General features: G+C 66.7%; 25 protein-coding genes and 1 tRNA gene. 7 read left to right on the top strand and 19 right to left on the bottom strand.

Annotated features, from left to right (window positions below; genetic code table 11):
- Window positions 1-22: 22 nt before the first annotated feature.
- Both ACWCPQ_RS19825 and ACWCPQ_RS19820 read right to left on the bottom strand, forming a co-directional pair.
- Window positions 23-196: a hypothetical protein gene (locus ACWCPQ_RS19825; protein WP_449900794.1), complete on the bottom strand. Its 174-nt coding sequence runs from the start codon at window positions 194-196 to the stop codon at window positions 23-25.
- Entirely contained in the window at window positions 196-1,080 is an 885-nt protein-coding gene (locus ACWCPQ_RS19820; protein ID WP_449900792.1) for an SPFH domain-containing protein, read from the bottom strand. Before ACWCPQ_RS19820 ends, ACWCPQ_RS19825 begins: the two co-directional genes overlap by 1 nt.
- A 138-nt stretch (window positions 1,081-1,218) precedes the next feature.
- Between ACWCPQ_RS19820 and ACWCPQ_RS19815 the strand changes: the two genes are divergently transcribed.
- Entirely contained in the window at window positions 1,219-2,304 is a 1,086-nt protein-coding gene (locus ACWCPQ_RS19815) for an isocitrate/isopropylmalate dehydrogenase family protein (RefSeq protein WP_449900790.1), read from the top strand.
- A gap of 99 nt (window positions 2,305-2,403) precedes the next feature.
- Here the strand turns inward: ACWCPQ_RS19815 and ACWCPQ_RS19810 are convergent, their stop codons facing one another.
- The 3 genes from ACWCPQ_RS19810 to ACWCPQ_RS19800 are packed head-to-tail and all read right to left on the bottom strand — an operon-like array spanning window position 2,404 to window position 4,966.
- Window positions 2,404-3,180 carry an amino acid ABC transporter ATP-binding protein gene (locus ACWCPQ_RS19810; protein ID WP_449900787.1) on the bottom strand — a complete coding sequence of 259 codons (777 nt, stop codon included), beginning with the start codon at window positions 3,178-3,180 and terminating at the stop codon, window positions 2,404-2,406.
- Window positions 3,177-4,097 (bottom strand): amino acid ABC transporter permease, encoded by a 921-nt coding sequence (locus ACWCPQ_RS19805; protein WP_449900785.1) that lies wholly within the window; start codon window positions 4,095-4,097, stop codon window positions 3,177-3,179. Before ACWCPQ_RS19805 ends, ACWCPQ_RS19810 begins: the two co-directional genes overlap by 4 nt.
- On the bottom strand, window positions 4,094-4,966 hold the full coding sequence (locus ACWCPQ_RS19800) for an ABC transporter substrate-binding protein (RefSeq protein WP_449900972.1): 873 nt from the start codon (window positions 4,964-4,966) through the stop codon (window positions 4,094-4,096). Before ACWCPQ_RS19800 ends, ACWCPQ_RS19805 begins: the two co-directional genes overlap by 4 nt.
- A 213-nt stretch (window positions 4,967-5,179) precedes the next feature.
- Between ACWCPQ_RS19800 and ACWCPQ_RS19795 the strand changes: the two genes are divergently transcribed.
- Together ACWCPQ_RS19795 and trxA are read left to right on the top strand one after the other, a co-directional pair.
- A complete protein-coding gene (locus tag ACWCPQ_RS19795) occupies window positions 5,180-5,710 on the top strand; it encodes a 2'-5' RNA ligase family protein (RefSeq protein WP_449900783.1) in 531 nt (176 codons plus the stop codon).
- Between the two features lie 122 nt (window positions 5,711-5,832).
- The gene (trxA, locus tag ACWCPQ_RS19790) at window positions 5,833-6,216 is read left to right on the top strand and encodes a thioredoxin (protein ID WP_449900781.1); all 384 of its coding nucleotides are present in this window, start codon (window positions 5,833-5,835) and stop codon (window positions 6,214-6,216) included.
- 119 nt (window positions 6,217-6,335) lie between these two features.
- Here trxA and ACWCPQ_RS19785 read toward each other — a convergent pair whose 3' ends face one another.
- The gene (locus tag ACWCPQ_RS19785; protein ID WP_449900780.1) at window positions 6,336-6,776 is read right to left on the bottom strand and encodes an alpha-isopropylmalate synthase regulatory domain-containing protein; all 441 of its coding nucleotides are present in this window, start codon (window positions 6,774-6,776) and stop codon (window positions 6,336-6,338) included.
- Between the two features lie 255 nt (window positions 6,777-7,031).
- Here ACWCPQ_RS19785 and ACWCPQ_RS19780 point away from each other — a divergent pair, with 255 nt between their 5' ends.
- A complete protein-coding gene (locus tag ACWCPQ_RS19780) occupies window positions 7,032-7,169 on the top strand; it encodes a hypothetical protein (RefSeq protein WP_449900778.1) in 138 nt (45 codons plus the stop codon).
- Window positions 7,170-7,463: 294 nt separating this feature from the next.
- On the opposite strand, the gene ACWCPQ_RS19775 is transcribed toward ACWCPQ_RS19780, so the two are convergent.
- The 8 genes from ACWCPQ_RS19775 to ACWCPQ_RS19740 all read right to left on the bottom strand — a co-directional run bounded on the left by ACWCPQ_RS19775 (window position 7,464) and on the right by ACWCPQ_RS19740 (window position 17,916).
- Window positions 7,464-8,198 (bottom strand): MspA family porin, encoded by a 735-nt coding sequence (locus ACWCPQ_RS19775; protein WP_449900776.1) that lies wholly within the window; start codon window positions 8,196-8,198, stop codon window positions 7,464-7,466.
- Window positions 8,199-8,630: 432 nt separating this feature from the next.
- Window positions 8,631-11,372, bottom strand: a complete 2,742-nt coding sequence (gene polA / locus ACWCPQ_RS19770; RefSeq protein WP_449900774.1) for a DNA polymerase I — start codon at window positions 11,370-11,372, stop codon at window positions 8,631-8,633.
- Window positions 11,373-11,558: 186 nt separating this feature from the next.
- Complete coding sequence (locus ACWCPQ_RS19765; protein WP_449900772.1) at window positions 11,559-12,320, bottom strand: ABC transporter ATP-binding protein; 762 nt, start codon at window positions 12,318-12,320, stop codon at window positions 11,559-11,561.
- Window positions 12,317-13,363, bottom strand: a complete 1,047-nt coding sequence (locus tag ACWCPQ_RS19760; RefSeq protein WP_449900770.1) for an ABC transporter ATP-binding protein — start codon at window positions 13,361-13,363, stop codon at window positions 12,317-12,319. Before ACWCPQ_RS19760 ends, ACWCPQ_RS19765 begins: the two co-directional genes overlap by 4 nt.
- On the bottom strand, window positions 13,360-14,760 hold the full coding sequence (locus ACWCPQ_RS19755; protein ID WP_449900768.1) for a branched-chain amino acid ABC transporter permease: 1,401 nt from the start codon (window positions 14,758-14,760) through the stop codon (window positions 13,360-13,362). Before ACWCPQ_RS19755 ends, ACWCPQ_RS19760 begins: the two co-directional genes overlap by 4 nt.
- Window positions 14,757-15,794, bottom strand: a complete 1,038-nt coding sequence (locus tag ACWCPQ_RS19750; RefSeq protein ID WP_449900766.1) for a branched-chain amino acid ABC transporter permease — start codon at window positions 15,792-15,794, stop codon at window positions 14,757-14,759. Before ACWCPQ_RS19750 ends, ACWCPQ_RS19755 begins: the two co-directional genes overlap by 4 nt.
- Window positions 15,795-15,886: 92 nt before the next feature.
- The gene (locus ACWCPQ_RS19745) at window positions 15,887-17,077 is read right to left on the bottom strand and encodes a branched-chain amino acid ABC transporter substrate-binding protein (RefSeq protein ID WP_449900970.1); all 1,191 of its coding nucleotides are present in this window, start codon (window positions 17,075-17,077) and stop codon (window positions 15,887-15,889) included.
- A gap of 242 nt (window positions 17,078-17,319) precedes the next feature.
- The gene (locus ACWCPQ_RS19740; RefSeq protein ID WP_030523743.1) at window positions 17,320-17,916 is read right to left on the bottom strand and encodes an ANTAR domain-containing response regulator; all 597 of its coding nucleotides are present in this window, start codon (window positions 17,914-17,916) and stop codon (window positions 17,320-17,322) included.
- Between the two features lie 222 nt (window positions 17,917-18,138).
- Here ACWCPQ_RS19740 and ACWCPQ_RS19735 point away from each other — a divergent pair.
- Window positions 18,139-18,222 (top strand) — tRNA-Leu (locus tag ACWCPQ_RS19735).
- An 88-nt stretch (window positions 18,223-18,310) separates the two neighbouring features.
- Here ACWCPQ_RS19735 and ACWCPQ_RS19730 read toward each other — a convergent pair.
- The 3 genes from ACWCPQ_RS19730 to ACWCPQ_RS19720 are packed head-to-tail and all read right to left on the bottom strand — an operon-like array spanning window position 18,311 to window position 20,676.
- A complete protein-coding gene (locus ACWCPQ_RS19730) occupies window positions 18,311-18,952 on the bottom strand; it encodes a hypothetical protein (RefSeq protein ID WP_449900764.1) in 642 nt (213 codons plus the stop codon).
- Window positions 18,949-19,263 carry a PadR family transcriptional regulator gene (locus tag ACWCPQ_RS19725; protein WP_449900762.1) on the bottom strand — a complete coding sequence of 105 codons (315 nt, stop codon included), beginning with the start codon at window positions 19,261-19,263 and terminating at the stop codon, window positions 18,949-18,951. Before ACWCPQ_RS19725 ends, ACWCPQ_RS19730 begins: the two co-directional genes overlap by 4 nt.
- Window positions 19,264-19,311: 48 nt before the next feature.
- A complete protein-coding gene (locus ACWCPQ_RS19720) occupies window positions 19,312-20,676 on the bottom strand; it encodes a DUF1254 domain-containing protein (RefSeq protein ID WP_449900759.1) in 1,365 nt (454 codons plus the stop codon).
- 367 nt (window positions 20,677-21,043) lie between these two features.
- Between ACWCPQ_RS19720 and ACWCPQ_RS19715 the strand changes: the two genes are divergently transcribed.
- Window positions 21,044-21,673 (top strand): arsenate reductase/protein-tyrosine-phosphatase family protein, encoded by a 630-nt coding sequence (locus tag ACWCPQ_RS19715; RefSeq protein WP_449900756.1) that lies wholly within the window; start codon window positions 21,044-21,046, stop codon window positions 21,671-21,673.
- Between the two features lie 287 nt (window positions 21,674-21,960).
- Window positions 21,961-22,329, top strand: a complete 369-nt coding sequence (locus ACWCPQ_RS19710; protein ID WP_449900754.1) for a hypothetical protein — start codon at window positions 21,961-21,963, stop codon at window positions 22,327-22,329.
- A 21-nt stretch (window positions 22,330-22,350) separates the two neighbouring features.
- Here the strand turns inward: ACWCPQ_RS19710 and ACWCPQ_RS19705 are convergent, their stop codons facing one another.
- Together ACWCPQ_RS19705 and pyk are read right to left on the bottom strand one after the other, a co-directional pair.
- Window positions 22,351-23,244, bottom strand: a complete 894-nt coding sequence (locus ACWCPQ_RS19705) for an acyl-CoA thioesterase (protein ID WP_449900752.1) — start codon at window positions 23,242-23,244, stop codon at window positions 22,351-22,353.
- A gap of 25 nt (window positions 23,245-23,269) precedes the next feature.
- Window positions 23,270-24,688 carry a pyruvate kinase gene (pyk, locus tag ACWCPQ_RS19700; protein ID WP_449900750.1) on the bottom strand — a complete coding sequence of 473 codons (1,419 nt, stop codon included), beginning with the start codon at window positions 24,686-24,688 and terminating at the stop codon, window positions 23,270-23,272.
- Window positions 24,689-24,952 lie beyond the last annotated feature (264 nt).

Below are 24,952 nucleotides of genomic sequence, written 5' to 3'. Positions count from 1 at the left end.
GGGCCGGGAGAGCACGGTCCGATCAGGAGTCGTCGCCGCGCGACTGCCGTGGCGAGCGTCCGGCCTGCTCCAGCGCGCGCCGGAGGGCGAACTCGATCTGCGCGTTGACGCTGCGCAGATCGTCGGCCGCCCATTTCGCGACCGCGTCGTACACCGCCGGGTCGAGCCGGAGCAGGACCTTCTTGCGTTCGGACATCAGTTGTACAGCGATCCCGCATTGACCACGGGCTGCGTCGGCCGGTCACCGCACAGCACCACGAGCAGGTTGGACACCATGGTGGCCTTGCGTTCCTCGTCGAGTTCCACCATGCCCTCGGCGGTCAGCCGGTTGAGCGCCAGCCCGACCATGCCCACCGCTCCCTCGACGATCTGGGTCCGCGCGGCCACCACCTGCGCCGCCTGCTGACGGACCAGCATCGCCTGTGCGATCTCCGGTGCGTACGCGAGATGCGTTATCCGGGCCTCGATCACCTCGATACCCGCGGTTTCGGTGCGGTCGCGCAGTTCCACCGTGAGCTCTTCGGCGACCTCGGCGCCGTCGCGCAGGCTGGTGCGGTCGGCGTCGTGCGCGTCGTAGGGGTGGGTGGTGGCCAGGTGCCGGACCGCGGCTTCGGACTGGGTCTCCACGTATTCTTCGTAGTCGTCCACGGCGAAGGCGGCCTTGAAGCTGTCGACCACCTTGTAGACCACGACAGCCGCGATCTCCACGGGGTTACCGTCGGCATCGTTGACCTTCAGCTTCTGGGTCTCGAAGTTGCGGACCCGCAGCGAGATGCTGCGCCGGTCGGTCAGCGGCAGCACCGAGAAGAAACCGGGTTCGCTGACCGAGCCGATATAGCGGCCGAAGAACTGGACGACCTTGGCCTCGTTCGGGTTCACCACCGTCAGCCCGGTGATACCGAGCAGCACGATCGCCCCCACCACGCATGCGGCGATCGCCCCGGCCAGCGCCACCGCGTTCCGATGCTGGGCGAATGCCGCGAATCCCGCCACCGCCACCGCCACCAGGGCGATCGTGAGCACCAGCCAGATCAGTAACACGACGAACCCGTTGACCCGGGTGGCGTTTCGGAATGTCATGACATCCTCCCTCTATCAAAGTGATATCACCAAGATAGCACCGAGTCGGCGGCGGACGGTAGTTGGACGGCCCAGCCCACCCGGCGGACCGCGCGTGCCCACGACCGGTCCCCGGACAGATCCTGCGACCATGTGCGGATGGAGCAGAAGGCACAGGGTGAACGGCTACGGCTGGGACTGATCGAGGGCGACGGGATCGGCCCGGAAGTGGTGAATTCGGCCCGGCGCGTGGTGGACGAGGCACTGGCCGCCACCGGCGCGCCCGCGATCGACTGGGTCCCGCTGCCGATAGGACACCGGGCGATCGCCGAATTCGGCACCGCCCTACCGGAATCGACGCTCACCGGCCTGCTCGATACCGACGGCTGGCTCCTGGGCCCGCACGACAACGCCTCCTATCCGCCCGAGCACCGCCTCGCGCCCGGCGGCGCGATCCGGCGCCATTTCGGGTTGTACGCGAATATCCGGCCGGTGCAGGCGTTCCCCGGCATCGCAGCGGCCGCGCCGGATATCGATCTGGTGGTGGTCCGCGAGAACAGCGAAGGTTTCTACGCCGACCGGAACATGGCCGTCGGATCCGGCGAGTTCTGCCCCACACCGGATATCGCGCTGTCGGTCGGCCTGGTGACCCGCGCGGCCTCCGAGCGGATCGCGCACGAGGCGTTCCGGCTGGCCGCGAGCCGACGCGGAAAGGTGACCGTCGTGCACAAGGCGAACGTGCTACCGCTGACGATGGGTCTGTTCCGGGAATGCTGCTACACCGTGGCGGCGGAGTATCCCGGAACAACAGTGACCGACGAACACGTCGACGCGGCCGCCGCTCATCTGGTCCGCGCCCCCGGCGATTTCGATGTGCTGGTCACCGAGAATCTGTTCGGCGATATCCTGTCCGACCTCGCCGCCCAACTCGGCGGGTCGCTGGGCACCGCCGCCTCGCTGAACTGCTCCGCCGACCGGGCCATGGCGCAAGCAGTGCACGGCGCGGCGCCCGATCTGGCGGGTCGCAACCGGGCGAATCCGGTGGCTCTGCACCGGTCCGCGGCCATGCTGTTGCGCTGGTTGGCGGACCGGCACGACCGGGCGGTTCTGACTCGGGCCGCCGAGCGGATCGAACACGCGATCGCGGCGACCTTCGCTGCCGGAATCGCCACAGCGGATCTCGGCGGACAGGCGTCGACGAGCGAGTTCACCGAGCAGGTCACCGCGCGGATCCACTTCCGATGAGCCGTTCACCGGAGCACCCGGCGGACGAACTCCCGCAACTCGGTCACCACGCACGACACCGGGAACGGGACAGGCGCATCCGGCAGACACGGACGACCGCTACAGCAGACGGGACAAGAACGCCTTGGTGCGCTCGTGTTCCGGGCGGGTCAGCAGATCATCGGGAGGCCCGGCCTCGACCACCACTCCCCCGTCCATGAACACCAGCTGATCGGCCACCTCACGAGCGAAACCCATCTCATGGGTGACCACCACCATCGTCATCCCGGACGCGGCGAGCTCACGCATCACGGTGAGCACTTCACCGACCAGCTCCGGGTCCAGCGCGGAGGTCGGCTCGTCGAACAGCATGAGTTTCGGATCCATCGCCAGGGCCCGCGCAATCGCCACCCGCTGCTGCTGGCCGCCGGACAGCTGGGCCGGATAGGCGCCTGCCTTGTCGGCCAGCCCGACCCGGTCGAGCAGTTCCTTCGCCCGCGCCACCGCTTCGGTCTTGCGGACCTTTTTCACCTGGGTCGGCGCTTCGATGATATTCGCGAGCACGGTGCGATGCGGGAACAGGTTGAAATGCTGGAAAACCATGCCGATCTCGCGCCGCTGCCGGGCCGCGTCGCGGGGATGCAGTTCGTAGAGCTTGCCGCCTTTCTCGCGGTAACCGACCAGTTCCCCGTCCACGTACAACCGACCCGCGTCGACCTGTTCCAGATGGTTGACGCAGCGCAGAAAAGTGGATTTTCCCGAGCCCGACGGGCCGATCAGGCACAGCACCTGCCCGCGCCGCACCTCGAGCGAGATCCCGTTCAGTACCCGCAGCGCCCCGAAACTCTTACAGACCCGCTCTGCCCGGATCATGGGTTCTCCACTCGTGGCGCTCATTTCGCCGACACCTCCCCGCGCGCGTCGGCCAGTTCCTGGAGTTGTTTCGCGGTCAGCTGCCGGGAGATACCGCGCGAATAGTGTTTCTCCAGGTAGTACTGGCCGACCATCAGCACGCTGGTGATCGCGAGATACCACGTCGCGGTGACCAGCAGCAGCGGAATCGGCAGGAAATTGACCCCGTAGATATCGCGAGCCCGGCCGAACAGATCCGTACTGAGCGGGATCGCGGTGACCAGCGCCGTGGTCTTGAGCATGCTGATGAGTTCGTTCCCGGTCGGCGGGATTATCACCCGCATCGCCTGCGGGAGGATCGTCCGGCGCATGGTCTGCGACCAGGACATCCCGAGAGCGATGGAGGCCTCGCGCTGCCCTTCGCCGACCGAGTTGATACCCGCCCGTACGATCTCGGCCATATACGCGGCCTCGTTCAGTCCCAGCCCGATCACGGCGAACGCGAATCCGGCCTGCAGGCTCTGCACGTCGACCTCGAACAGCCGCGGGCCGAAGGGCACCCCGAACGCGACGTTCTGGTACAGCGACGGCACCAGTCCCCAGAAGACCAGTTGCACATATACCGGAGTGCCGCGGAAAACCCACAGATAGACCCAGGCACTCGACCGCAGCACAGGGTTCGGCGACAACCGCATCACCGCCAGCAGTGCGCCGAGCACGACGGCGATGAGCATCGCGAGCACGGTCAATTCGAGCGTGACCACCGCGCCGGCCGCGATCCGGGTGTCGCGCAGATACTTCCAGTACACGTCCCAGCGATAGGCGGGGTTGGTGGCGGCGCCGTAGACGAAGAGCCCGGCGAGCGCGAGGATCAGCGCGGCGGAGACCCAGCGCCCGGGGCGGCGCAACGGCACCGCGACGATCGGTTCGGGCTCGGCGGTCGTATTCGGATCGGCGGTCATCGTGCGGACTCCCTCGCGCCGTTGATCACAGAGGTGCGCAACGCGCCCTCCTGGACACCCCAGTTCTCGGTGATCCGCCGGTATTGCCCGTTGTCCATCAGGTACTGCACCGCGTCGCGCAGCACCGGCGCCAACGGCGATCCCTTCGCGACCGCCCACCCGTAGGGCGCCGAATCGAAGACCGGGCCGGCCGGTTCGATCTTGCCGTCGGTCTGCTTGATCGCGTACGCGGTGACCGGGGAATCTGCGGACATGGCGTCGACCTGGCCGAGTACCAGTGCATTGGTCACCGCGCTCTGTTCGTCGAAGGCGTCGATGATGATCGGATCCTTACCGGCCGCGACGCAGGCTTCGCTCTTGGCCGGGACCTCGTCGATATGTTCGACGGTGGTGGCCTGGACCGCGACCCGTTTGCCGCAGGCGTTCCCCGGGTCGACGTGCTGACCGGTGCGCTGCGCCCACTGCACTCCGGCGCTGAAATAGGTGACGAAGTCGACCTGCTCCTCCCGTTCCACCGAATCGGTGATCGAGGACATGCCGAGATCGTAGGTACCGGCCTGAACTGCGGGGATGATCTTCTCGAATGCCGATTCGGCATAGCGGGCCCGGATCCCGAGCACCGCCGCGACCGCGTCCATCAGGTCGATATCGAAACCGACGATCGCGCCGTGCCGGTCGCGGTACTCGTTCGGCTGATACGGCACGTTCACACCGACCACCAGCTCACCGGCCGCAGCGATATCCGGCGGTACCCGCGCGGCCAACGCGGTCACCGGCCGCACCGGCACCTTCGGCGGCACCGGGCCGGTGTCCTCGATATTGGTCACACACCCGGCCACCAGCAGGACACCCGCCAGCCCGCCCAGCATCCGCCGCGTCCGAGTCCCGCAACGTTCGAACACACGCCACCACCTGCCGCTCGCGAATCGCCGGCCCTCGACCGATCGTCGATGTTGTCAGGCACAGTAGGCGAGACCGGCGTCCGGAACACCCGGAGTAACCCAAGATTGATCTTCGGGCGCGGCGACTCCCGGCACCCGGCCCGCGATGCTGCGGTGTACGAACCGCTACCGTCTGCAGACATGGTGCAGTCGGTGGAACTACTGCTCGACGAGACAGCGGAGCAGCGAATCCGGCAGCAGTGGGAACTGCTCGCCGAAGCGGGACTACCCGGACTCGGGCGAAGCCGGCACGGCGATACCGAAAGTCACCGGCCGCACATCACCGTGGCGGTCGCCCGGCAGATCTGGCCGCGGATCGAACAGGACCTCGACCGGTTGCCGTTCCGGCCGTTCCCGGTACGCCTCGGCGGGGTTCTCGTGTTCGGCGCCCGGCGGCCGATCCTGGTACGTGCCGTGGTCCCGTCCGAGCAACTGCTGGCCTGGCATCGGCGGATCCATCAGGTGATGGAACCGTGCCCTGACATCCCGGCGAATGTGCGCCCCGACCAGTGGACACCGCATGTCACGCTGGCCCGCCGAATTCTGCCGCAGCGGATCGGCGACGCGGTGGCGGCGGTCGCGGCGGACCGCGACACCACCGCGACCGTGGTGGGGGTCCGGCGCTGGGACGGCGACCAGCGCCGGGCGTGGCAGGTCGCCGGACACGGCTGAACCGAGCGGACGCGGCGCCCGACCACGCCACGTAGGGTGGGTGCCGGTGGCGTACGACACCGCCGTGGAACACCGCGGCCGGGGCCGGCGTTACAGCCTGAAACCGACCACGAGAGGACGTCATGGCCACCCAGACACTGACCCAGCAGAATTTCGATGACGTAGTCACCGGCAACGACGTGGTACTCGTCGATTTCTGGGCTTCCTGGTGCGGACCGTGCCGCAGCTTCGCGCCGACCTACGAAGCGTCGTCGGACAAACATCCCGATGTCGTACACGGCAAGGTCGATACCGAAGCCGAACAGGGCCTGGCCGCGGCCGCCAATATCCAGTCCATTCCGACCATCATGGCTTTCCGCGAAGGTGTGCTCGTCTTCGCACAGCCGGGTGCGCTCCCGCCCGCGGCGCTCGAGGATCTGGTGTCCCAGGTGAAGGATCTGGATATGGACGAGGTTCGTAAGCAACTCGCCGAGCAGCAGGCGGCCAACGGCGAAGCGGCCGAATAGAATCGACGGACGACGGCGGGCTCCACACTTTCCGGGGATGGTGTGGAGCCCGCCGTTGTCGTTGTCGTTGTCGCCGTACGGTCGCCGGTGTATCGCCCCCGCGATGCACCGGCGACGGTTCAGCGCAGTGCGCCGAGCCGGTTGACGCCGGCGATCATCGCCCGCACCGAGGACTCGGCACTGTCGGCGGCGAGGGCGGCACCCCAGCCGCGACGGCCGTCGCTTTCACATTGCACGAAGGTCGCGGTACCCGCCGGTGTCCGGCGCTGGTGGAACCGCAGGATCTCGACGGGATGGCCGGCTTCGTAGAGCGCCGAGGTCATGGCGGCGATCGGACTGCCCGCCGCCACGACCGAACGGGACCACCCGGCGAATTCGAGGGTCGCGGTGAATGCGCCGCCGCGCGCACCGGTGGACGACCAGCCCGCGAGCCGGATCGGACCGGGGCATTCGCCGTAACGGTCGTGGAATTGGGCGGCCGTCAGTTCCGCGCACTCGGTGCGCAGGCTACGCGGGGCGGCCGTGGTCAGGGCGTCGTTTTCCAGAGTCAGTGTGGTCATGAGTACGTAGGTCTTCCCAGAGATGGTCGGCAGGTTTGGGGGACCAGCAAAAGCAGAAAAGGGGGGCCCGCAGCGAGGGGGCCGGTCCGGATCAGACCCCGCTACGGCGGGTTACTACTACGGCAAGTAGCCGACGAGCCGACTCCGCGGTACGCGAGAGGGGCACCGCACCGTCGCGATCTGCGAGCATCGGCGCGGCACACAGGCCGGCGGCAGGAATTTGCACGGGGTCGAGAATAAAGACTCCCCGGGCGTATGGCAACCATATTCGCCCGCCGTTTCTCCTACTGCCGAGTACTGTTCTCCCTGGTCACCGGCACGCAACCCAGAACCCTGCACCCGACCTGCGGTGACGAAGCAGACTCCCCCGTCACCTCCGGGTACCGCCCGTAGCTGCCGATCCGCGAGCCGCGCCCGTCGGAAACGGATACCGCCACGACCCACCAGTCCGAATTCGCCGCGTCCCCGAAGGACACCCCTCGGAGCACCGGCACGCGGGTCCTCCCCGCCCCGTTCGGACCCGCCCGGTGCTGCCAGTGCCCGAACCGGCCGCGCCGGACGCGCTTACCGCCGCCGGTGTGCGGCATCGTCGCCGTGCGCAGCAACCGGGAACAGCCGGGACGGCCCGGGCGTGTCACCCGATGTCCGGAACCTCCGCCGGCCCGGGCGCCCGTGATCCGCTGCTGCTCAGAAGCCGAACGATGCCCCGTACCCCGTCGTCTGCACGCTGCCACCGCTCGAATCGGCGCGGACGGTGACGAACGGCATGGCCGACGCGGGCGACAGGCAACCGTTGACGTTCAACGGGGTGTTGCTGTGCGCGAAGGTGTAGGGGAAGTTCGACTCTTCGTCGAGTTCCGCCGCGCCGATCACGGCAGCCGTCACCGTGCCGGGTGCCAGATTCACCGCGAGTTCGCCCGCGAGCCCGCTCTCCACTCCGACGTTGGTCTGCAGGGCCGTGCCCACCCCGACACCGATGCCGACGGTGGGTGGTGCGTCGATGGCCAGACCGAGGTCGACACCGAAATCGACACCGATCGAGGGCGCGACCCCGACGCCGACAGCGACACTGGGCGAAATGCCGATCGAGATGCCGTTGGCGATATCGATCGCACAGCCGATCAGATAGCCGGCCACGATCTCGCCGCCGCGCAGCCGGGCGTCACCGTCGAGAGTGACGGAGAAGTCGCCGGATACCTTGACCGCATGCGCGAAAGGCACGCCGAGTGCCGTATCGGGAGAAGGCACAACATTATTGGAATTCGCGGACGCGACCATGTGCAGGCCGCCCGAACTTATTTCCCCGGGTGCCGCCCGCGCGGTGTCGACAGCGGAGACGCCGCCGGTCACGGCCGAGATCACCGCGGCGATCGCCGCGAAGGTGTACCAATACTTGCGGTTCATCGTGCTCCAGTCAGTCATGATCGGATCGGAAATTCACACACGAACTCACCCCATACCGCCGGCTGCCGCGAATTCGCGAGTCACCGGATTCGAACGCCGCGAACTCGGCCAATGGCCCGAGACGGTTCTCGTACCGCACCGCAGGATTCGCCGGTGCGGCCGACACGCGGTACTTGCCGTGCATCATAAACACGTCCGCATTCACCGGGTGGCGACCACGCGCCGAATGTCTCGCCGTATCGGCAGCGATTTCGCCGGAACGAAATCCCGGAACGGACATCCGGTGACACGAAACAGACAATCACCCCGGGCGAATCGAGCCGGAGCGCACGGCCCGCCCGGAATCCGCGGTGGGCGAAGATAGACGCACCACCGGGACCATCGGCCGGAAATTCTGTCGAATACGCACCTGTGTGCGAGACCGCCGGGATATTCACCCGGCGACCGATCTCAGTGCGCCGCCGAGTCCCAGCTGCGGCCGACGCCGACCGAAACACTCAGCGGGACCGACAGTTCGATCGCCGAGGCCATCTGCTCCCGGGCCAGCTCCCGCAGTTGTTCCCGTTCACCCGCGGCGACCTCGAAAACGAGTTCGTCGTGGATCTGCAGCAACATCCGCGAACGCAGCCCCGACTCCGCCAGCGCGGTCTGCACATTGATCATCGCAACCTTGATGATATCGGCGGCCGTACCCTGGATCGGGGCGTTGAGCGCCATCCGCTCGGCGGCTTCACGGCGCTGCCGATTGCTGTGGTCCAGGTCGGGCAGATAGCGACGGCGGCCGAAGAGGGTCTGTGTGTAGCCGACCTTGCGGGCCTGTTCCACCACGGCGTGCAGATAGTCGCGGATACCGCCGAACCGGGCGAAGTAGATGTCCATCTGCTCCTTCGCCTCCTGGGTGCTGATCTTCAGCTGCGCCGACAGACCATAGGAGCTCAAACCGTAGGCCAGGCCGTAGGACATGGCCTTGATCCGGCGGCGCACCTCGGGGGAGACCTCCGAGATCGGGATGTCGAATGCCTTGGAGGCGACGAAACTGTGCAGGTCCTCACCCGAGTTGAAAGCTTCGATCAGGCCTTCGTCGCCGGACAGGTGCGCCATGATCCGCATCTCGATCTGGCTGTAGTCGGCGGTCATCAGCGATTCGTAGCCCGGGCCCACCACGAAGGTATCGCGGATCATCCGGCCGGTATCGGTACGGATGGGGATGTTCTGCAGGTTCGGCTCGGTCGAGGACAATCGCCCGGTGGCCGCGATGGTCTGGTTGAAGGTGGTGTGGATCCGGCCGTCGTCGGCCACGGCTTTCAGCAGGCCGTCCACGGTGACCTTGAGACGGGTGGCGTCCCGGTGCGCGAGCAGATGCTGCAGGAAGGGATGCTCGGTCTTCTCGTAGAGGGATTCCAGGGCGTCCGCGTCGGTGGTGTAGCCGGTCTTGGTGCGCTTGGTCTTGGGCATATCGAGTTCGTCGAACAGCACCACCTGCAACTGTTTCGGGGACCCGAGATTGATCTGCTTGCCGATCACGTCGTAGGCGGCGTTCGCGGCCTCGGCGACCTTGTCCGCGAACTGCCGCTGCAGTTCGCCGAGCTGATCGGTATCGACGGCGATTCCGGCGTCCTCCAGCCGGGCGAGCACCTCGAGCAGCGGTAGTTCCATCTCGTCGAGCAGTGGAGTGGACTCGATCTTCGCGAGCTCGGAGTCCAGCGCGTCGGCGAGGTCGGCGACCGCGCGGGCACGCAGCATCTCGTTCTGCGCGAGTTCGGCGTCGACCGCGTCCTCGGCGTCCAGCAGCGACAGCTGCGGTGCCGCTTCGGTTTCGGTGCGCAGTTCCCGGTGCAGGTACCGCAGCGACAGGTCGTCGAGATTGAAACTGCGCTGGCCGGGCCGGACCAGATAGGCGGCCAGCGCGGTATCGCTGCTCAGACCGCCCAACGTCCAGCCGCGACCGCGCAGCGCGTGCAGGGCACTCTTGGCCTCGTGCAGGGCTTTTCGGTACACCGGATCGGCGAGCCAGGCGCCCAGCGCCGATTCGTCCTCTGCGGTGAGACCGGTGATATCGATATAGCCGGATTCGCCGTCCGCCGCCGCGACGGCGAGCGCGCGGACGTCACCGGCGGCCGGTGTCCCGGTACCGGAGAGGGAGAGTCCGTGCCGCGCACCGGATTTCGCATGCTCGGCGAGCCAGTCGCCCACACTGCCCGGTTCCAGTGTCTGCCCGCTGATCTCGAAACCCGATTCGGCTTCCACCGTCGGCGGCGCCAAGGTCTCGAAGAGCCGGTCGCGCAGGACCCGGAATTCGAGATCGTCGAACAGCTGATGGATCCGCTCCCGGTTCCAGGCCCCCTGGGCGAGCTGATCGGGGGTATAGGGCAGCGGGACGTCGCGGACCATCTCGGTGAGCTGCCGGTTGAGGACGACACTGCTGAGATTGGCGCGCAGCGCGTCACCGACCTTGCCGCGGACCTCGTCGACCTTGTCGACGAGAGTGTTCAGGTCCCCGTACTCACGGATCCATTTGGCGGCGGTCTTCTCCCCGACGCCCGGGATTCCCGGGAGGTTGTCGCTCGGGTCGCCGCGCAGCGCGGCGTAATCCGGGTACTGCACGGGGGTGAGGCCGTACTTCTTCTCGACTTCCTCGGGAGTGAACCGGGTGAGATCGGAAACGCCCTTGCGGGGATACAGCACCGTCACGTCGTCGTTGACCAGTTGGATCGAATCGCGGTCCCCGGTGACCACGAGTACCCGGTAGCCCTGCGGGACGGCCTGGGTGGTGATCGTGGCGATGATGTCGTCGGCCTCGTACCCCTCGATCGCCATCACCGGGATACCGAGCGCGCCCAGAACCTCTTTGGTGAGCTCGACCTGGCCGCGGAATTCGTCGGGGGTCTTGGACCGGTTCGCCTTGTACTCCGGGTAGGCCTCGACCCGGAAGGTCTGCCGGGAGACGTCGAAGGCGGCCGCCACATGGGTGGGTTTCTCGTCGCGCAACAGGTTGATGAGCATGGCGGTGAACCCGTACACCGCATTGGTGGTCTGACCGGTGACCGTCTGGAAATTCTCCGCGGGAAGTGCGTAGAAGGCCCGGTAGGCGATCGAATGCCCGTCCAATAGCAGCAGCGTGGGCCGTTCCCCCGAGGCATCGGGAGCGGCGGAGGCGGGGGGCGTCGGCTGCGCACTGGTCGGTGAGGTCACACTCGGAGAGTCTAGGGACCCGCACCGACACCCGCGTACACCGCGTCGGGCCGAACCGTACCGGCACCACGCCGTGCCGAACCGGCCGTAGCCGCCCCACCCACGACCGCGACCGCCGGGCCGCCACCCGGCGACCTCGGCCGATACCGCGGCCCGGCCGCCGCCGGCCGCGGTCCCGGCGGGCCCTCAGCCGACGCCCAGATAGGCGGCCTGCACAGCCGGGTCGTCGAGCAGTTCACGGCCGCGACCGGTTTTGGTGACCTCTCCGGTCTCCATGATGTATGCCCGGTCGCTGCGGGCCAGTGCCTGCCGGGCGTTCTGCTCCACCAGCAGCACGGTGGTCCCGGTCGCGTTGATCTCGGCGATGATCCGGAAGATCTGCTGGATCACCATCGGCGCCAACCCCATGGACGGTTCGTCCAGCAGCAGCAACCGTGGGCGGGCCATCAGCGCCCGGCCGATGGCGAGCATCTGCTGTTCGCCGCCCGAGAGCGTGCCGCCGACCTGTCTGCGCCGCTCCAGCAATCGCGGGAACAGTTCGAAGACGTGGTCCAGCGTGGCCATGTACTCGGTTTTCTTGGCGAAGGGCCGAGCGTAGCACCCCATATCGAGGTTCTCCTGCACCGTCATCCCCGGGAACACCCCACGGCCTTCCGGTGCCTGTATCAGCCCGGCGACAACTCGCTCGTGCGCTTTCGACCGGCTGATGTCACCGCCCTCGAACCGGATCTGCCCACGGGTCAACGGCAGCAACCCCGACAGCGCCCGCATGGTCGTGGTCTTACCGGCGCCGTTCGCGCCCAGCAGGGTCACCAGTTCGCCCGGCGCGACCCGGAGCGAAATACCGTGCAGGGCCTGGATCCGGCCGTAGTTCACGACCATATCGGTGACCTCGAGCAGCGGCTCGCCGCCGGTGTCCTTCGCGAGCCGGTCCGGCGTCGTGCTCATTCCCGATCCTCCGATCCGTCCCCGGCGTCGCGCGCCGCGTCCTGCTCCGCGCGCAACGCCGCGGTGGACGCCGACAGATCCGCCGAGGTGAGTTCGTCGTCCGGTACTCCCAGGTAGGCGGCGATGACGGCCGGATCGGTGCGGATCTGCCCGGGCAGGCCGTCGGCTATCTTGCGTCCGAATTCCAGCACCACGATCCGATCGGTGACCCCCATCACCAGCCGCATATCGTGCTCGATCAACAGCACGGTGAACCCGTCGTCACGGATCTTGCGGATCAGGTCCATGAGCGCGGATTTCTCGCTCGGATTGAATCCGGCGGCCGGTTCGTCGAGGCACAACAGCTTCGGTTCGGTCGCCAGTGCCCGCGCGATCTCGAGACGCCGCTGATCGCCGTAGGAGAGGTTGCGGGCCTTCTCCACCGCACGCGGTGCGATTCCCACGAACTCCAGCAGCGCCATCCCGCGTTCGATCGCGTCGCGTTCCTCCCGGCGATGTCGGCGCGTCCGCAGGATCGCCCCCGGCACCGAGGTCCGATGCCGGGCGTCGGTACCCACGACCACATTCTCCAACGCGGTCATCTCGCCGAAGAGCCGGACGTTCTGGAAAGTCCGCGCGATACCCAGCCGGGTGATCGCATTCCGTTTGCTCTTGGTCAGCGGTGTGCCGTCGAAATAGACCGTGCCCGCCGCGGGCCGGTAGACCCCGGTGATCGCATTGAAACAGGTCGTCTTACCGGCCCCGTTGGGTCCGATGAGCCCCAGGATCTCCCCGCGCCGGATCTCGAAACTCACCGCGTCGAGCGCGGTGAGCCCGCCGAATCGCACGGTGAGGTCCTCGGTGCGCAGCAGCGGCGCACCCACCTCGGTGTGGATCTCCCGATGCGCGGCCACCACCTCGGCGACCGTCGCCGCGTCGGCCAGGGCCGGATCGACGGCGGTCACGTCCACCGCACCGGCCGATTCGACCGTGTGCTCGGCGGCGTATCCGGCCGCCAGATCTTCGTTGTCGAAGAGTGCGTCGCCCGCGTTCGGCCCGGTCACGATGCGACCTCCGGGGTGCGGCGCACGGCCCGCACGATCTGGCGGCCGTAGGCGAGCAGTTTCTGCCGGACGGGGAACAGGCCCTGCGGTCGCAGGATCATCATCACCACCAGTGCGATACCGAAGTACAGATATTTCAGGTCACCGAGGCTCTGCGCACCGCCGGAGTAGACCATGAGCACGCTGCTCAGCAGCAGGACCGCGTACACCGCGGCCAGCACGGTCACCGTGAGATACACCCAGCGCCACGGACCGGTGAGATCGCGGACCCGCAGCCGCCAGCCGACCACCAGTGCCGCGAGGACGACGACCGCGATCGCCAGTTGTACCCAGCCGGTGGCCCCGTCATCGGTGATCTCCACCGACATCAACCGGTTCGGCAGGTACACCACCAGGAACGCCCCGACGATCACGCCGAGCTTGTTGCCCTGGCCGCCGATCACCACCGCGCACAGGAAGAGCATCGAGTTGATGATGTTGAACCCGGTCGGATTGATGAACTGCACCTGCCCCGCGAACAGCGCGCCGGACAGCCCGCCGATCCCGGCGCCGATCATGAAAGCCCACAGTTTGAACTTGAAGGTTGGCACACCCATGATCTCGGCGGCGTCCTCGTCTTCGCGGATCGCCACCCAGGCCCGGCCGACCCGGCTGCGTTCCAGGTTGCCGACCACCAGCAATACCGCCACCACGGCCAGCATGCCCACCCAGTACCACCAGGTTCCGGAGTTGGCGCGGTCGAGCAGGTTCGAACTCTCCGGGGTACCCACGTTGCCCGCGGAGAACACTCCGTTGGGCCGGGTCTCGGATTCCCCGATGTGCGGATAGGCGATCCCGGACAAACCGAGGCTGCCATTGGTCAGCTCACCGAGGTTGTCGGCGAGTAGCCGGACGATCTCACCGAACCCGAGGGTCACGATGGCCAGATAGTCCCCGCGCAGCCGCAAAGTCGGCGAACCGAGGACCAACCCGGATACCGCGGTCACCATGATGGCCAGCGGCACACAGGCCAGCCAGGCCCAGTCGGAATGCAGCCAGCCGCCGTCGGTCTGGTTCCACGGACTGTTCGGGCTGGTCAGCAAGCCGACGGTATAGGCGCCGACCGCATAGAAGCCCACATAACCGAGATCCAGCAGCCCGGCCTGGCCGACAACTACGTTCAGGCCGATGGCGATCAGCGCGTACATGGCGAACTGGGCCATCACCCCACCGAAACTGGTCCCCGGGGTGTCCAGCAGCGGCGGCGGGAACAGCGGCAGCAGCGCCAGCACGGCGAGCACCGGAATACCCACGGCCCATTGCGTGGGCCGGCTCGAGCCGGCCCACCAGGAACGGATCTCGTCGCCCAGCCCGTGCCCGGCGGGTTTCTCGGCGCGTTCGGCTGTCACCGTGGTCATGTGCGGGCCCTCCCGAGACTCTCCCCGAGGATGCCGGTGGGCCGGAAGAACAGCACCAGGACCAGCACCAGGAACGCCACCACATCTCGCCATTCGGTACCGAACAGCATCTGGCCGTAGCTCTCCACCAGTCCGAGCAGCAGGCCGCCGAGCAATGCGCCGCGCAGATTGCCGATACCGCCGAGCACCGCCGCGCTGAACGCCTTGATACCGAGCACGAACCCGCCGGAGAAGATGATGGCGTTGGGGATCTTCATCACGTAGAGCATCGCAGCGGCCCCGGCCAGCAGACCACCGATCAGGAAGGTCAGCATGATGACCCGTTCCCGCGACACCCCCATCAGCGTGGCGGTATCGGGATCCTGGGCCACGGCCCGGATACCGCGCCCGAACCGGGTGCGGTTGATGACCACCTCGGCCAGCACCGCCAGCGTCACCGCCGATATCACGATCACCAGGGTCACATTGGTGACATCGGCACCGCCGACGGTGAACTGCACCGTCGGCTCGACCAGCATGATCGGCTGCTGGGCATTGGTACCGCCCAGATCCGGCCACAGCTTCGGAAGCACGAAGTGCACGAACTCCTGGAGTACGAAAGACATCCCGATCGCGGTGATCAGGAAGGTCAGGGGTTTGGCGCCACGGCGGCGCAGTGGCCGGTAGGCCGCACGCTCCAAACCGACTGCGGCAGCGCCGGATACCGCCATCCCGAAGAGCATCGCCAGGCCCATATAGGTCACCGTCAGGATCACACCCTGGCTGTAGACATTTCCGCTGGGTGCAAATCCCAGCAGCATGAGACCCACATACTGTCCGAACATCCCGAGCATGAACACTTCGGAATGTGCGAAGTTGATCAGCCGCAACACCCCGTAGACCAGGGTATATCCCACGGCGACCAGCGCATATATCGCGCCGTAGGACAATCCGTCGACTGTCAGCCGCCAGAACTGATCGAGCACGCCCTGATAGTTGAAATCTATCGATCCCTGCGCGAGAACGGCCGCGGCGGCCGGCAAGGATGGTGTCATTCGAAATCCGCCCTCATCATCATCGGACCCTCATCCGAGCAGCGGGCGGTACGCGCTCCGGCCCGGCCGGTGCGCGTACCGCTGGCCGTCCGCTACTTGACCTCGTAAACCCAGATGAGCGCGGAGGTCAGTTCGCCGCCGGCAGTCCACTGGTAGTGCCGGGCCAAACCGTCGCCGCTGTATCCGCGAACGAAATCCAGCAGGTCGGGGCGGGTGAGCTTACCGGCGTCGATACCGGCCGCGAGGATGGTGGTCAGGTCGTAACCCTCCACGGAGTACACGCCCGGCGCCTGGCCGTTCAGTTCCTCGTAGGCCGTGGCGAACTCGTCCGGCGCCGGGCCGCACGGGCACGACAGCACCGCGCCTTCCGACGAACCGCCCGCCTGGGAGACGAACTGAGGATCGTTGGTGCCGTCCGCGGAGACGAAGGTGGCGTCCACCCCGCCGGATCGCAACTGCTGCACCAGCGGCGCGGCCTCGGCGTAGTACCCGGAGTAGAAGATCGCGTCCGGTTGCGCACCGGAGATCTTGGTGACGGTGGCGGAGAAGTCCTTGTCGCCCTTCTTGATACTGGCCGCACAGGCCGGATCGGCGGCCGCACCCAGTCCGGCGGTGATGCTCTGGGCCAGGCCGACACCGTAATCGGTGTTGTCCTGGACCACGCAGACCTTCTTGTAACCGGCCGTGCCCACCAGGTACTTCGCCACCGACGGGCCCTGCACGTCGTCATTGGCCAGACCCCGGAAGAAGGTCTTCCAGCCGTTCTTGGTCAGCGTGGCATTGGTGGCCGAAGAGGTGACCGCGACCAGCCCGGCATCACTGAGGATCTGGCCGGTGGCCTTGGTCTCACCGGAGAACGCGGGACCGACCAGGCCGATCACCGACGGATCGTTCACGATCTGCGGAATCACCTGGCTGGCCTTCTGCGGATCGCCTTCGGTGTCGTATTCCTTCAATTTGATCTGGCAACCGGGATTCGCCTTGTTGTGCTGGTCCAGCGCCAGCTTCACCCCGTCGACGATATTGATGCCCAGCGCCGCGTCGGGGCCGGTCAGCGCGCCGGCCATGGCGATGGTGGTGGTGGGCGGACAGGTGGCCGTGCCGGTGCCGGCCGGATCGGCCGCGGCGGCGGCATCGGCGGCCGGGACTTCCTTACCCGCCGCGTCGATCTGCATCAGCGGTTGGATGGACAGTCCCCCCGCACCCGAGGTATCCGCACTCTCGGTGGTCTTGTCACCACACCCGGTCAGGACCAGGGCTGCGGCGGCCCCGATACTCAGTATTCCGCGTACCGTGCGTCCGCGCCGGGGGACACCCGACGGCCATATCGAAGCGAGCACGATCTACCCCTATGTTCCTCATCAACCTCGGCCGGCCGAGGGAGCCGAAGACTCCGACTCGTGAGAAACATAGCTCCGGCATGTTGATCCCGTGTCACATTCGGATCATCTCCGATGATGGCGCCACAAATTATTTCCGGCTTGTGTTTCCGGGCTGTTAAGGCGCGACAGGCTGCCGGAGAAACCTACTGCGGGGTGAGATTCTCCAGCACGACCTCGGCCACCGCCTTCATCGTGGTGCGCCGGTCCATCGCGGTGCGCTGAATCCATTTGAAGGCCTGCGGTTCGCTGAGCCCCTGGGTCTGCATGAGCACGCCCTTGGCCCGTTCGACGAGTTTGCGCGTCTCCAGCCGTTCGGAAAGGCCCGCCACCTCGCTCTCCAGTGCGGTGATCTCGTGGAACCGGCTGGCCGCCAGTTCGATCGCCGGGACCAGATCCGATTTGGTGAACGGCTTCACGAGATAGGCCATGGCACCGGCATCGCGCGCCCGCTCCACCAGATCGCGCTGACTGAACGCGGTCAGGATGACCACGGGCGCCACCCGTTTGGAAGCGATCTCGGCCGCGGCGTCGATCCCGTCACGCCGCGGCATCTTCACATCCATGATCACCAGATCGGGCCGGTGCTCCACCGCGAGATCCACCGCCTGCTGACCGTCGCCGGCCTCCCCCACCACCTGGTATCCCTCTTCGGTCAGCATCTCGACCAGATCCATCCGGATCAACGCCTCGTCCTCGGCGACGACCACGCGCTTCGCCGCGGCGTCCGCACTAGTGCTCATAAACGACCCCTCTGGTTCCGATGCCTCGTCCCGAGAAGCACGGACGGCGGATCTCAGCCGAGGTACGGCCGTCGATCCGCCGTCACGCGATCGGGTGGTGTAGAGACTACCTTTCACAATGATCGGCGGTGCATATACCCTGCGTAACCTGGTTGTGCGGGTATCGCGGCCCCCACGATTCGGTGTTCTCCCCGACCTGCGGCTACTATGTGCATCCGGTGCGCCGAGTTGGCGGAACTGGCAGACGCGACGGTCTCAAAAACCGTTGTCCGAAAGGACGTGTGGGTTCGAGTCCCACACTCGGCACCGAGGTCGGACGGTATTTTTCCGGTTTCCCGGCCACTGCTCTCCCCTTTTTCCGGTTTCCCGGCCACTGCTCTCCCCGGAGTTGTCCTCACCGAGTCCGCAGCTGCTCCGTGGCAATTCCTGTTCCGGGGTTTCCGGCCCGCACCGCCGGTTCCCGGTCGTCCGATTCCCCGGCCGGCCGGGTCACCACCGGCGGTTCCACCCGGGCGGTGAACCGGAGCCGAAGGTCGCGGATATAGCTCTTCCGCCGCCGGGACAGCAGGAGCTGCCGAATCGCGCGCACTCGGTCCCGTCCCGAAGGACGCGTGCCCCGGCGCACCGCACCCACCCGCTGGGCGATCAGGGTGGTGGCTCCGAGATCGACGAACACCATATCGTCGTCGGCGGCGCCGGATTCCTCGATCGCTCGCAGGACTTCCGCGTCCAGGGCGGCGAGCCCGTCCGCGGACAATTGTTCCGCGAACCGCCGGGTCCGCCGGGCGCGGTACCGGAGTGCGGTGCCTTCGTGCAGTGCGGTCTCGAACTGCTCGGCGACCCAGAACGGGCGGACGAGCCGCGGCACCGCGTACAACTCGGCGGGCAGTTCGCGGCGGCGCGGATCATCGGCGGGGTAGATCCGCACCATAATGCGGAGGAGGAAGCCGGGAAAGAACCCGAACATCGCCACCGCGGTCAGAAAGGCGGTGAGGCCCTGCCAGGAGGCCACGATTTCCAGCACGGTCGCCATCATGCCCACCTCAGATCCAGATTCAGAGCCGTGAACCGCCGGTCCGCCTGCGCCGACCGAACCGTACCTGCCAGTTCCAGCTTTCCGCGCTCGGTGAGCTCGTAGTAGCGGCGCGGCGGGCGCCGCTCGGTCAGCGTGGCGGGATCTTCCCAGCCGTCGGTCAGCCAGCCCGCGTCCAGCATTCTGGTGAGCATCGGATAGAGCACGCCGGACCGTATACCGGAGCGTTTACCCAGGTCGTAACCCCAGTGCCGCGCGTCCGGTTCGGCCAGCAGCACCACCGCGACCCGGACCAGTGAATGGGTCTTTCGCACAGCCGTAGTCTACATAGGTAGTAGAAGGCTCGTCTCCACGAACCGCGGTCAGTCCTGCGGCAGGACGGCCGGTGGCTCCCAGCGGCCGTCGACGACCCCGGTTTCCGGCCAGTAGGCGCGGAGATAGAGAGAGAATTCGTCGTTGGGCGCGGGCAGCCAGTTGGCGAGCAACTTCGGATCGCTGGGACCGGCGCCGCCCACGGTCAGGGTCAAGGATCCGTCGTCACCGTAGGTCAGGTCCTGATTCTTGGTGCCCAGCGAATACCGGTCCAGTTCGTTGGAGTGGAAGAAGTGATGCTTGTTGTAGACCGTCAGCGACCAGAATCCACGGACCGGAGGAAGCTGTCCAGCGGGAAAGCGCACGGTGTAGGTACCCGAACCGTGCAGGCGGTCACCGGCATCGTCGAGATCCTGATAGTAGTAGGCGGTTTCGTTCGCGGTATCGACGAAGATATTCGATTTGGCGATCGCGGTCCGCGACAGATAGTCGGTTTCGAACGCGGCGCCGTTGCGCTGGGTGGTCCAGTTGCCGGATACCGGAATGCCGATATTCCGGAACTCGAACAGCTCCCGGACCACCCCTTCGGTGTCCAGCGCCGTCTGCCGGAGAACGTCGGCGATACCGGTGTCGTCTTCGGCGGCGGCGAGAATCGAGCGGAACCAGCTGTACAGCGCCTCCTCGCCCGGTAGCGCCGGTACCTCGTCCAGCACCTCCCCCAGGACTGTGAAGAACTGCTCCGGGTCCACCCATTGTGTTTCGCCCTGATCCCCGGCCACCGTGCCGCCGAAGGAAGGTACCGCCGACCAGTCGACCACTTTCACGGTGCCGTCGAACTCCGACAGCGGATACATACCGATCCGGTCCACCAGCGAAGCGATCGCGGCCCGGTCCCGCGCGGTGTCGTCGAGGAAGACCCGCGGGATCACCACACCGCAGCGGGTGTCGAAGCGGAACACATCGGTGATCCCGGCCGGTACCGTCCCCTCCCAGGATTCGGGAGCCAGCAGGTAGAACCCCGGGGCGGTTCCGTACATCTTGCCGAGCCGGACGAACGAATCGGTGCGTTGATCGACCGCCTGGTAAACCCAGAACCGGTCACCGAATTCGGGCACCTGCACCACCGAGGGCTCCCGGCGCGCGTCCAGAACACCGAATCCGTAGACCACGTCCTGGTTCGGGCACGCGACGACCCGTTCCTCGGGGCGGATGTAGTCGCGCAGCATCCCGATGGTTCCGGGCGGACCGGCGGGTACGATCCCGGCCAGCAGGCCGGGCTGGGGCAACTGCTCCATGAACACCCGCCGGTTGTGCATATTCACCAGCGGCCAGCCCCACAGATACGCCGCTCGGGCCACCACCCGCGCGTATTCCGGAGTCATCCTCGACGCGGCGAAAACGCCAGAACCGGCCATGAGCAGCTACCTTCCCCTCTTCGACGGTCCCTCCTGGCACACTCCGAACGACCGTACGCCGCCGATTCCGGACCGCGGTTCACCCGGCCCGGGTGAACCGGTGGACGCGCTACGGACCCGGCGACCGGAGCACGGTCCGGGCATCCCCGAAGATCCCCTCCGGGAAACCCGGCCGCGGCCGAAAACGGCCGCTCGATGCACCGCAGGAACCAGCGCGACGGTCACGGAAACATTTTCTGTACCACGCGGAAAAAACAGGCCGGATTCGTGTACGGGATGCTACGCACAGATGAATTCACACCCGGGACACTGTGATATTGCGCAGATGGCACTGCTGCGTACAAGGAGCGCGAATTACCGTTGCGCCATGCACATCCTGTTCGTCTGCAATGGAAACGTGTGCCGCTCGGTGATCGCCGAACGGCTCACCCGCTCCATCGCGGTCGAATACCGGCTCGGCGGTATCACCGCCGAAAGTGCCGGTACCCGGGCGCTGGTCGGATTCCCGGCGGAACCGCGCGCGGCCGAGGCCATCATCGGGCTGGGTGGGAACCCCGATGGTTTCCGTGCTCGCAAACTCGAACCCGAGCATATCGATCGCGCGGATCTCGTACTCACCATGAGCGAGAACATTCGCGACGATGTGGGCGAACTGGCGGCCGGCTCGGCCTCACGAACCTTCACACTGCTCGAGGCGTATCGGATCGCCCGCGTCACCGGCGTCCGCACCGTGGCCGATCTGCATCGCTTCCGGCACAACCTGTCCCGGGTCGGACGGGAGAACATCGCCGATCCGGTCGGCTTGTCGGCCAAGGCGTACTGCGAGGTCGGGGACAAGATCGCGGAGGCGCTGGTTCCGCTGCTGGTCGCCCTGGCCCCGGCCGCCACGCCCGAGGATCGGTATCGGGGCCGGCCGCCGCTGGTGGTCGGACCGAGCACGGCCACACCCCGCCTCTCCCCGCTGGTGGCAGCCCAGCACACCGGCTGGTACGCGTGAGGATCCGAGCCCGAATGCGGGTTCGACCGGGGCGGGTCCCGACCGACTCCGGCCGGCCACGACTGCGCGGAGATATCCGGTCCGGTCGGCGGCAGCGCGGCCGCGATACCGCCGCGGTAGGCTCGGCCGGCCACGAATTCCGACGTGCACACTGACTTTCCACGTTCCGGGCACTACACTCGCCATCCGGACCATCGATCCGAAGAATCCGATCCCGTTGCAGGTTCGACACACGACAGGAATCAGGCATGCCGAAACGCATTTCGGATGTTTCGCTTCATGTTTATGTGACACCGGAAAATCTGGAAGATCTCGTCGACACCGTCCGGACGGAACTGGCCGAGCAGCTGGCCGACGGTGACGTCTGCGCGTGGCGTTTCACCCTGCCGATCGCCGAGGACGATTCCCGGCACCGGGATTTCGACAGCCGCTGGCGCGTCGCGAATCCGGGGGTCGAGCCGCGGGAGCGCGCGACATACGAGATCGCGCTGAGCCTGGTCGGCGAACCGGGCGAACTCACCGACAGTTATCTCGCCGCGCTGGAGCACCGCCTGCTCCGGGGCCTGGACAAGTTGGGTCCCGGTGTTCCGTTCACCTTCAGCACCGAACAACGCACCGATCTGGAAATGGAGCCGTTGTTGCCGGAGCGACTCTGATCCGGCAGTCGGCAGTTGTGTTCAGCGGCGGGCCGGGAAGTGCCGGATCACGCCCTCCTGCACGGTGGTGGCCAGCAGATCACCCTCGCGCGAATAGAACCGGCCGGTGGCCAGTCCACGTGATCCCGCGGCGACCGGGGATTCGGTGGAGTACAGGGCCCAGTCGTCGAAGCGGAACGGCCGGTGGAACCAGATGGAATGGTTCACCGTGGCCGCGACGATCCGGTCCAGGCCCCAGGACAGACCGTGCGTGGTGATGATCGAATCGAGCACGGTGGTATCGGAGGAATAGCTCAGCGCCGCGACATGGACGAGCGGATCGTCGGGCAGGGTCCCGTCGGCCCGCATCCACACCCGGTTGTGGTTGAGCTTCTCCCCGGTTCCCTTGAGGATCCAGGCCGGATCGTTCGTGTACCGCATATCGATCGGGTGCGGGGCGTTGACGAACATCTCGAGTTTGTCCTCGAACCCGGCGAAGCTCTCCTGGATCCGCGGCAGCGTCTCCGGATCGGGCACCTCGGGCCGCTCGTGGGCATGCTCGAGCCCTTTACCCCACTCCTGGAACGACGCCAGCATGACGAACAGTTCCTGGCCGTCCTGGGTCGCGGTCACGGTGCGATTGGCGAACGCCCGCCCGTCGCGATGCCGCTCCACGTGGTACTCGATGGGCTTCTTCACATCGCCGCCGCGGACGAAATGAGCGTTGAGCACGTGGATCGGGCGATGTCCCGCGGTACGTCCCGCCGCGATCACCGCCTGGGATACCAGCTGGCCGCCGAAGGTCCGGCTGGACACCTTCGCCGGATGGTGTCCGAGAAAGACATCCTCGGACACCTCTTCGAGGTCCAGCAGTTCCAGCAGTGTGTCGAGATCGGTGTGGTTGTCCGTCACGGTTTCGCCGACCGGCGCGCTCACCGGGCGACTCCGCGGTCCTCGATCATCAGTGGTCCTCCTCGCCGATACGGTGCACGTGGATCAGGTTGGTGGAACCGACGGTACCGGGCGGGGAGCCGGCGACGATGACCACGAGGTCGCCTTTGCGGTATCGATTCATACTCAGCAGGGCTTGGTCGACCTGCTGGATCATGGCGTCGGTGCTGTCCACGGTGGGCACGATGAAGGTTTCGGTGCCCCAGGTGAGCGCCAACTGACTACGCACCTCCGGAAGGGGGGTGAACGCCAGCAGCGGCAGCGGCGTGTGCAGCCGGGCCAGGCGGCGCACCGTATCGCCCGACTGGGTGAACGCGACCAACGCCTTGGCATTGAGCCGCTCGCCGATATCGCGCGCCGCGTAGGAGATGACGCCGCGCTTGGTGCGCGGGGTGTGGGTCAGCGGGGGGACGCTGGTCGATTCGGCCTCCACGGCGTGCACGATCCGGGCCATGGTGCGCACCGTCTCGATCGGATACTTGCCGACCGAGGTCTCCCCGGAAAGCATCACCGCGTCGGCGCCGTCGAGGACCGCGTTCGCCACATCCGAGGCCTCGGCGCGGGTGGGCCGCGAGTTCTCGATCATGGATTCGAGCATCTGGGTGGCCACGATGACCGGTTTCGCATTCTCCCGGGCCATCTGGATCGCACGCTTCTGCACGATCGGCACCTGCTCGAGCGGCAGCTCCACCCCGAGATCGCCGCGGGCCACCATGACCGCGTCGAAGGCGAGAACCACGGCTTCGAGGTTGTCGATCGCTTCCGGCTTCTCCAGTTTGCCGATCACCGGCACCCGGCGGCCCACCCGGTCCATCACGTCGTGGACGAGTTCGATATCCGACGGCGACCGCACAAACGACAGTGCGATGAAATCCACGCCCAGCTCGAGAGCGAATTCCAGATCCTCGATGTCCTTCTCGGAGAGCGCGGGCACCGAGACGTCCATACCCGGCAACGACACACCCTTGTTGTTGCTGACCGGGCCGCCCTCGGTGACCTCGCAGACCACGTCGTTACCTTCGACGCGGATCACTTCCAGGCCGACCTTGCCGTCGTCGACCAGCAGCCGATCGCCGGATTTGGCATCGGCGGCGAGCTGTTTGTAGGTGGTGGAGACCCGGTCGTGGCTGCCGACGATATCGTCGACGGTGATACGCACGGTCTCACCGGTCGCCCAGACCGTCCGGTCCTCGGCGAAGCGGCCCAGCCGGATCTTGGGGCCCTGCAGATCGGCGAGTATGCCGACGGCGCGGCTGAGATCCTCGCAGGCCTGCCGCACCTTCTTGTAGTTTTCGGCATGGTCGGAGTGCTCGCCGTGGCTGAAATTGAGCCGGGCGACATCCATACCACTCTCGACGAGCTCTCGAATACGTTCCTCGGTGGCAGTGGCCGGGCCGAGGGTGCACACAATCTTCGTCCGTCGCATCACGTGTCGAGCCTAATCCTGCCGGGTTGCCCTGTTCCGTCCGCCCCCGGGCGTCCGCCGGACCGCGGCACGCGGCGAATCAGTGGGCAGACCTGCGAAGCTAACTCTGCCATACGCGTTTAACTGCACAGCTACACCGAGATGAACTCCGCGCTACGGCATACGAAATCGGCATAACCGCGGGCCGCGTCCAGAGCGGACGGCAACCGGCCACGCCGCGATCCGCGGACCGTCCGGAAACGGAACAGACCCCCGGGGGCACCGGGG

The sequence above is a fragment of the Nocardia sp. NPDC001965 genome (genome assembly GCF_053594175.1).
This window is presented reverse-complemented; position numbering and strand designations above follow the sequence as displayed.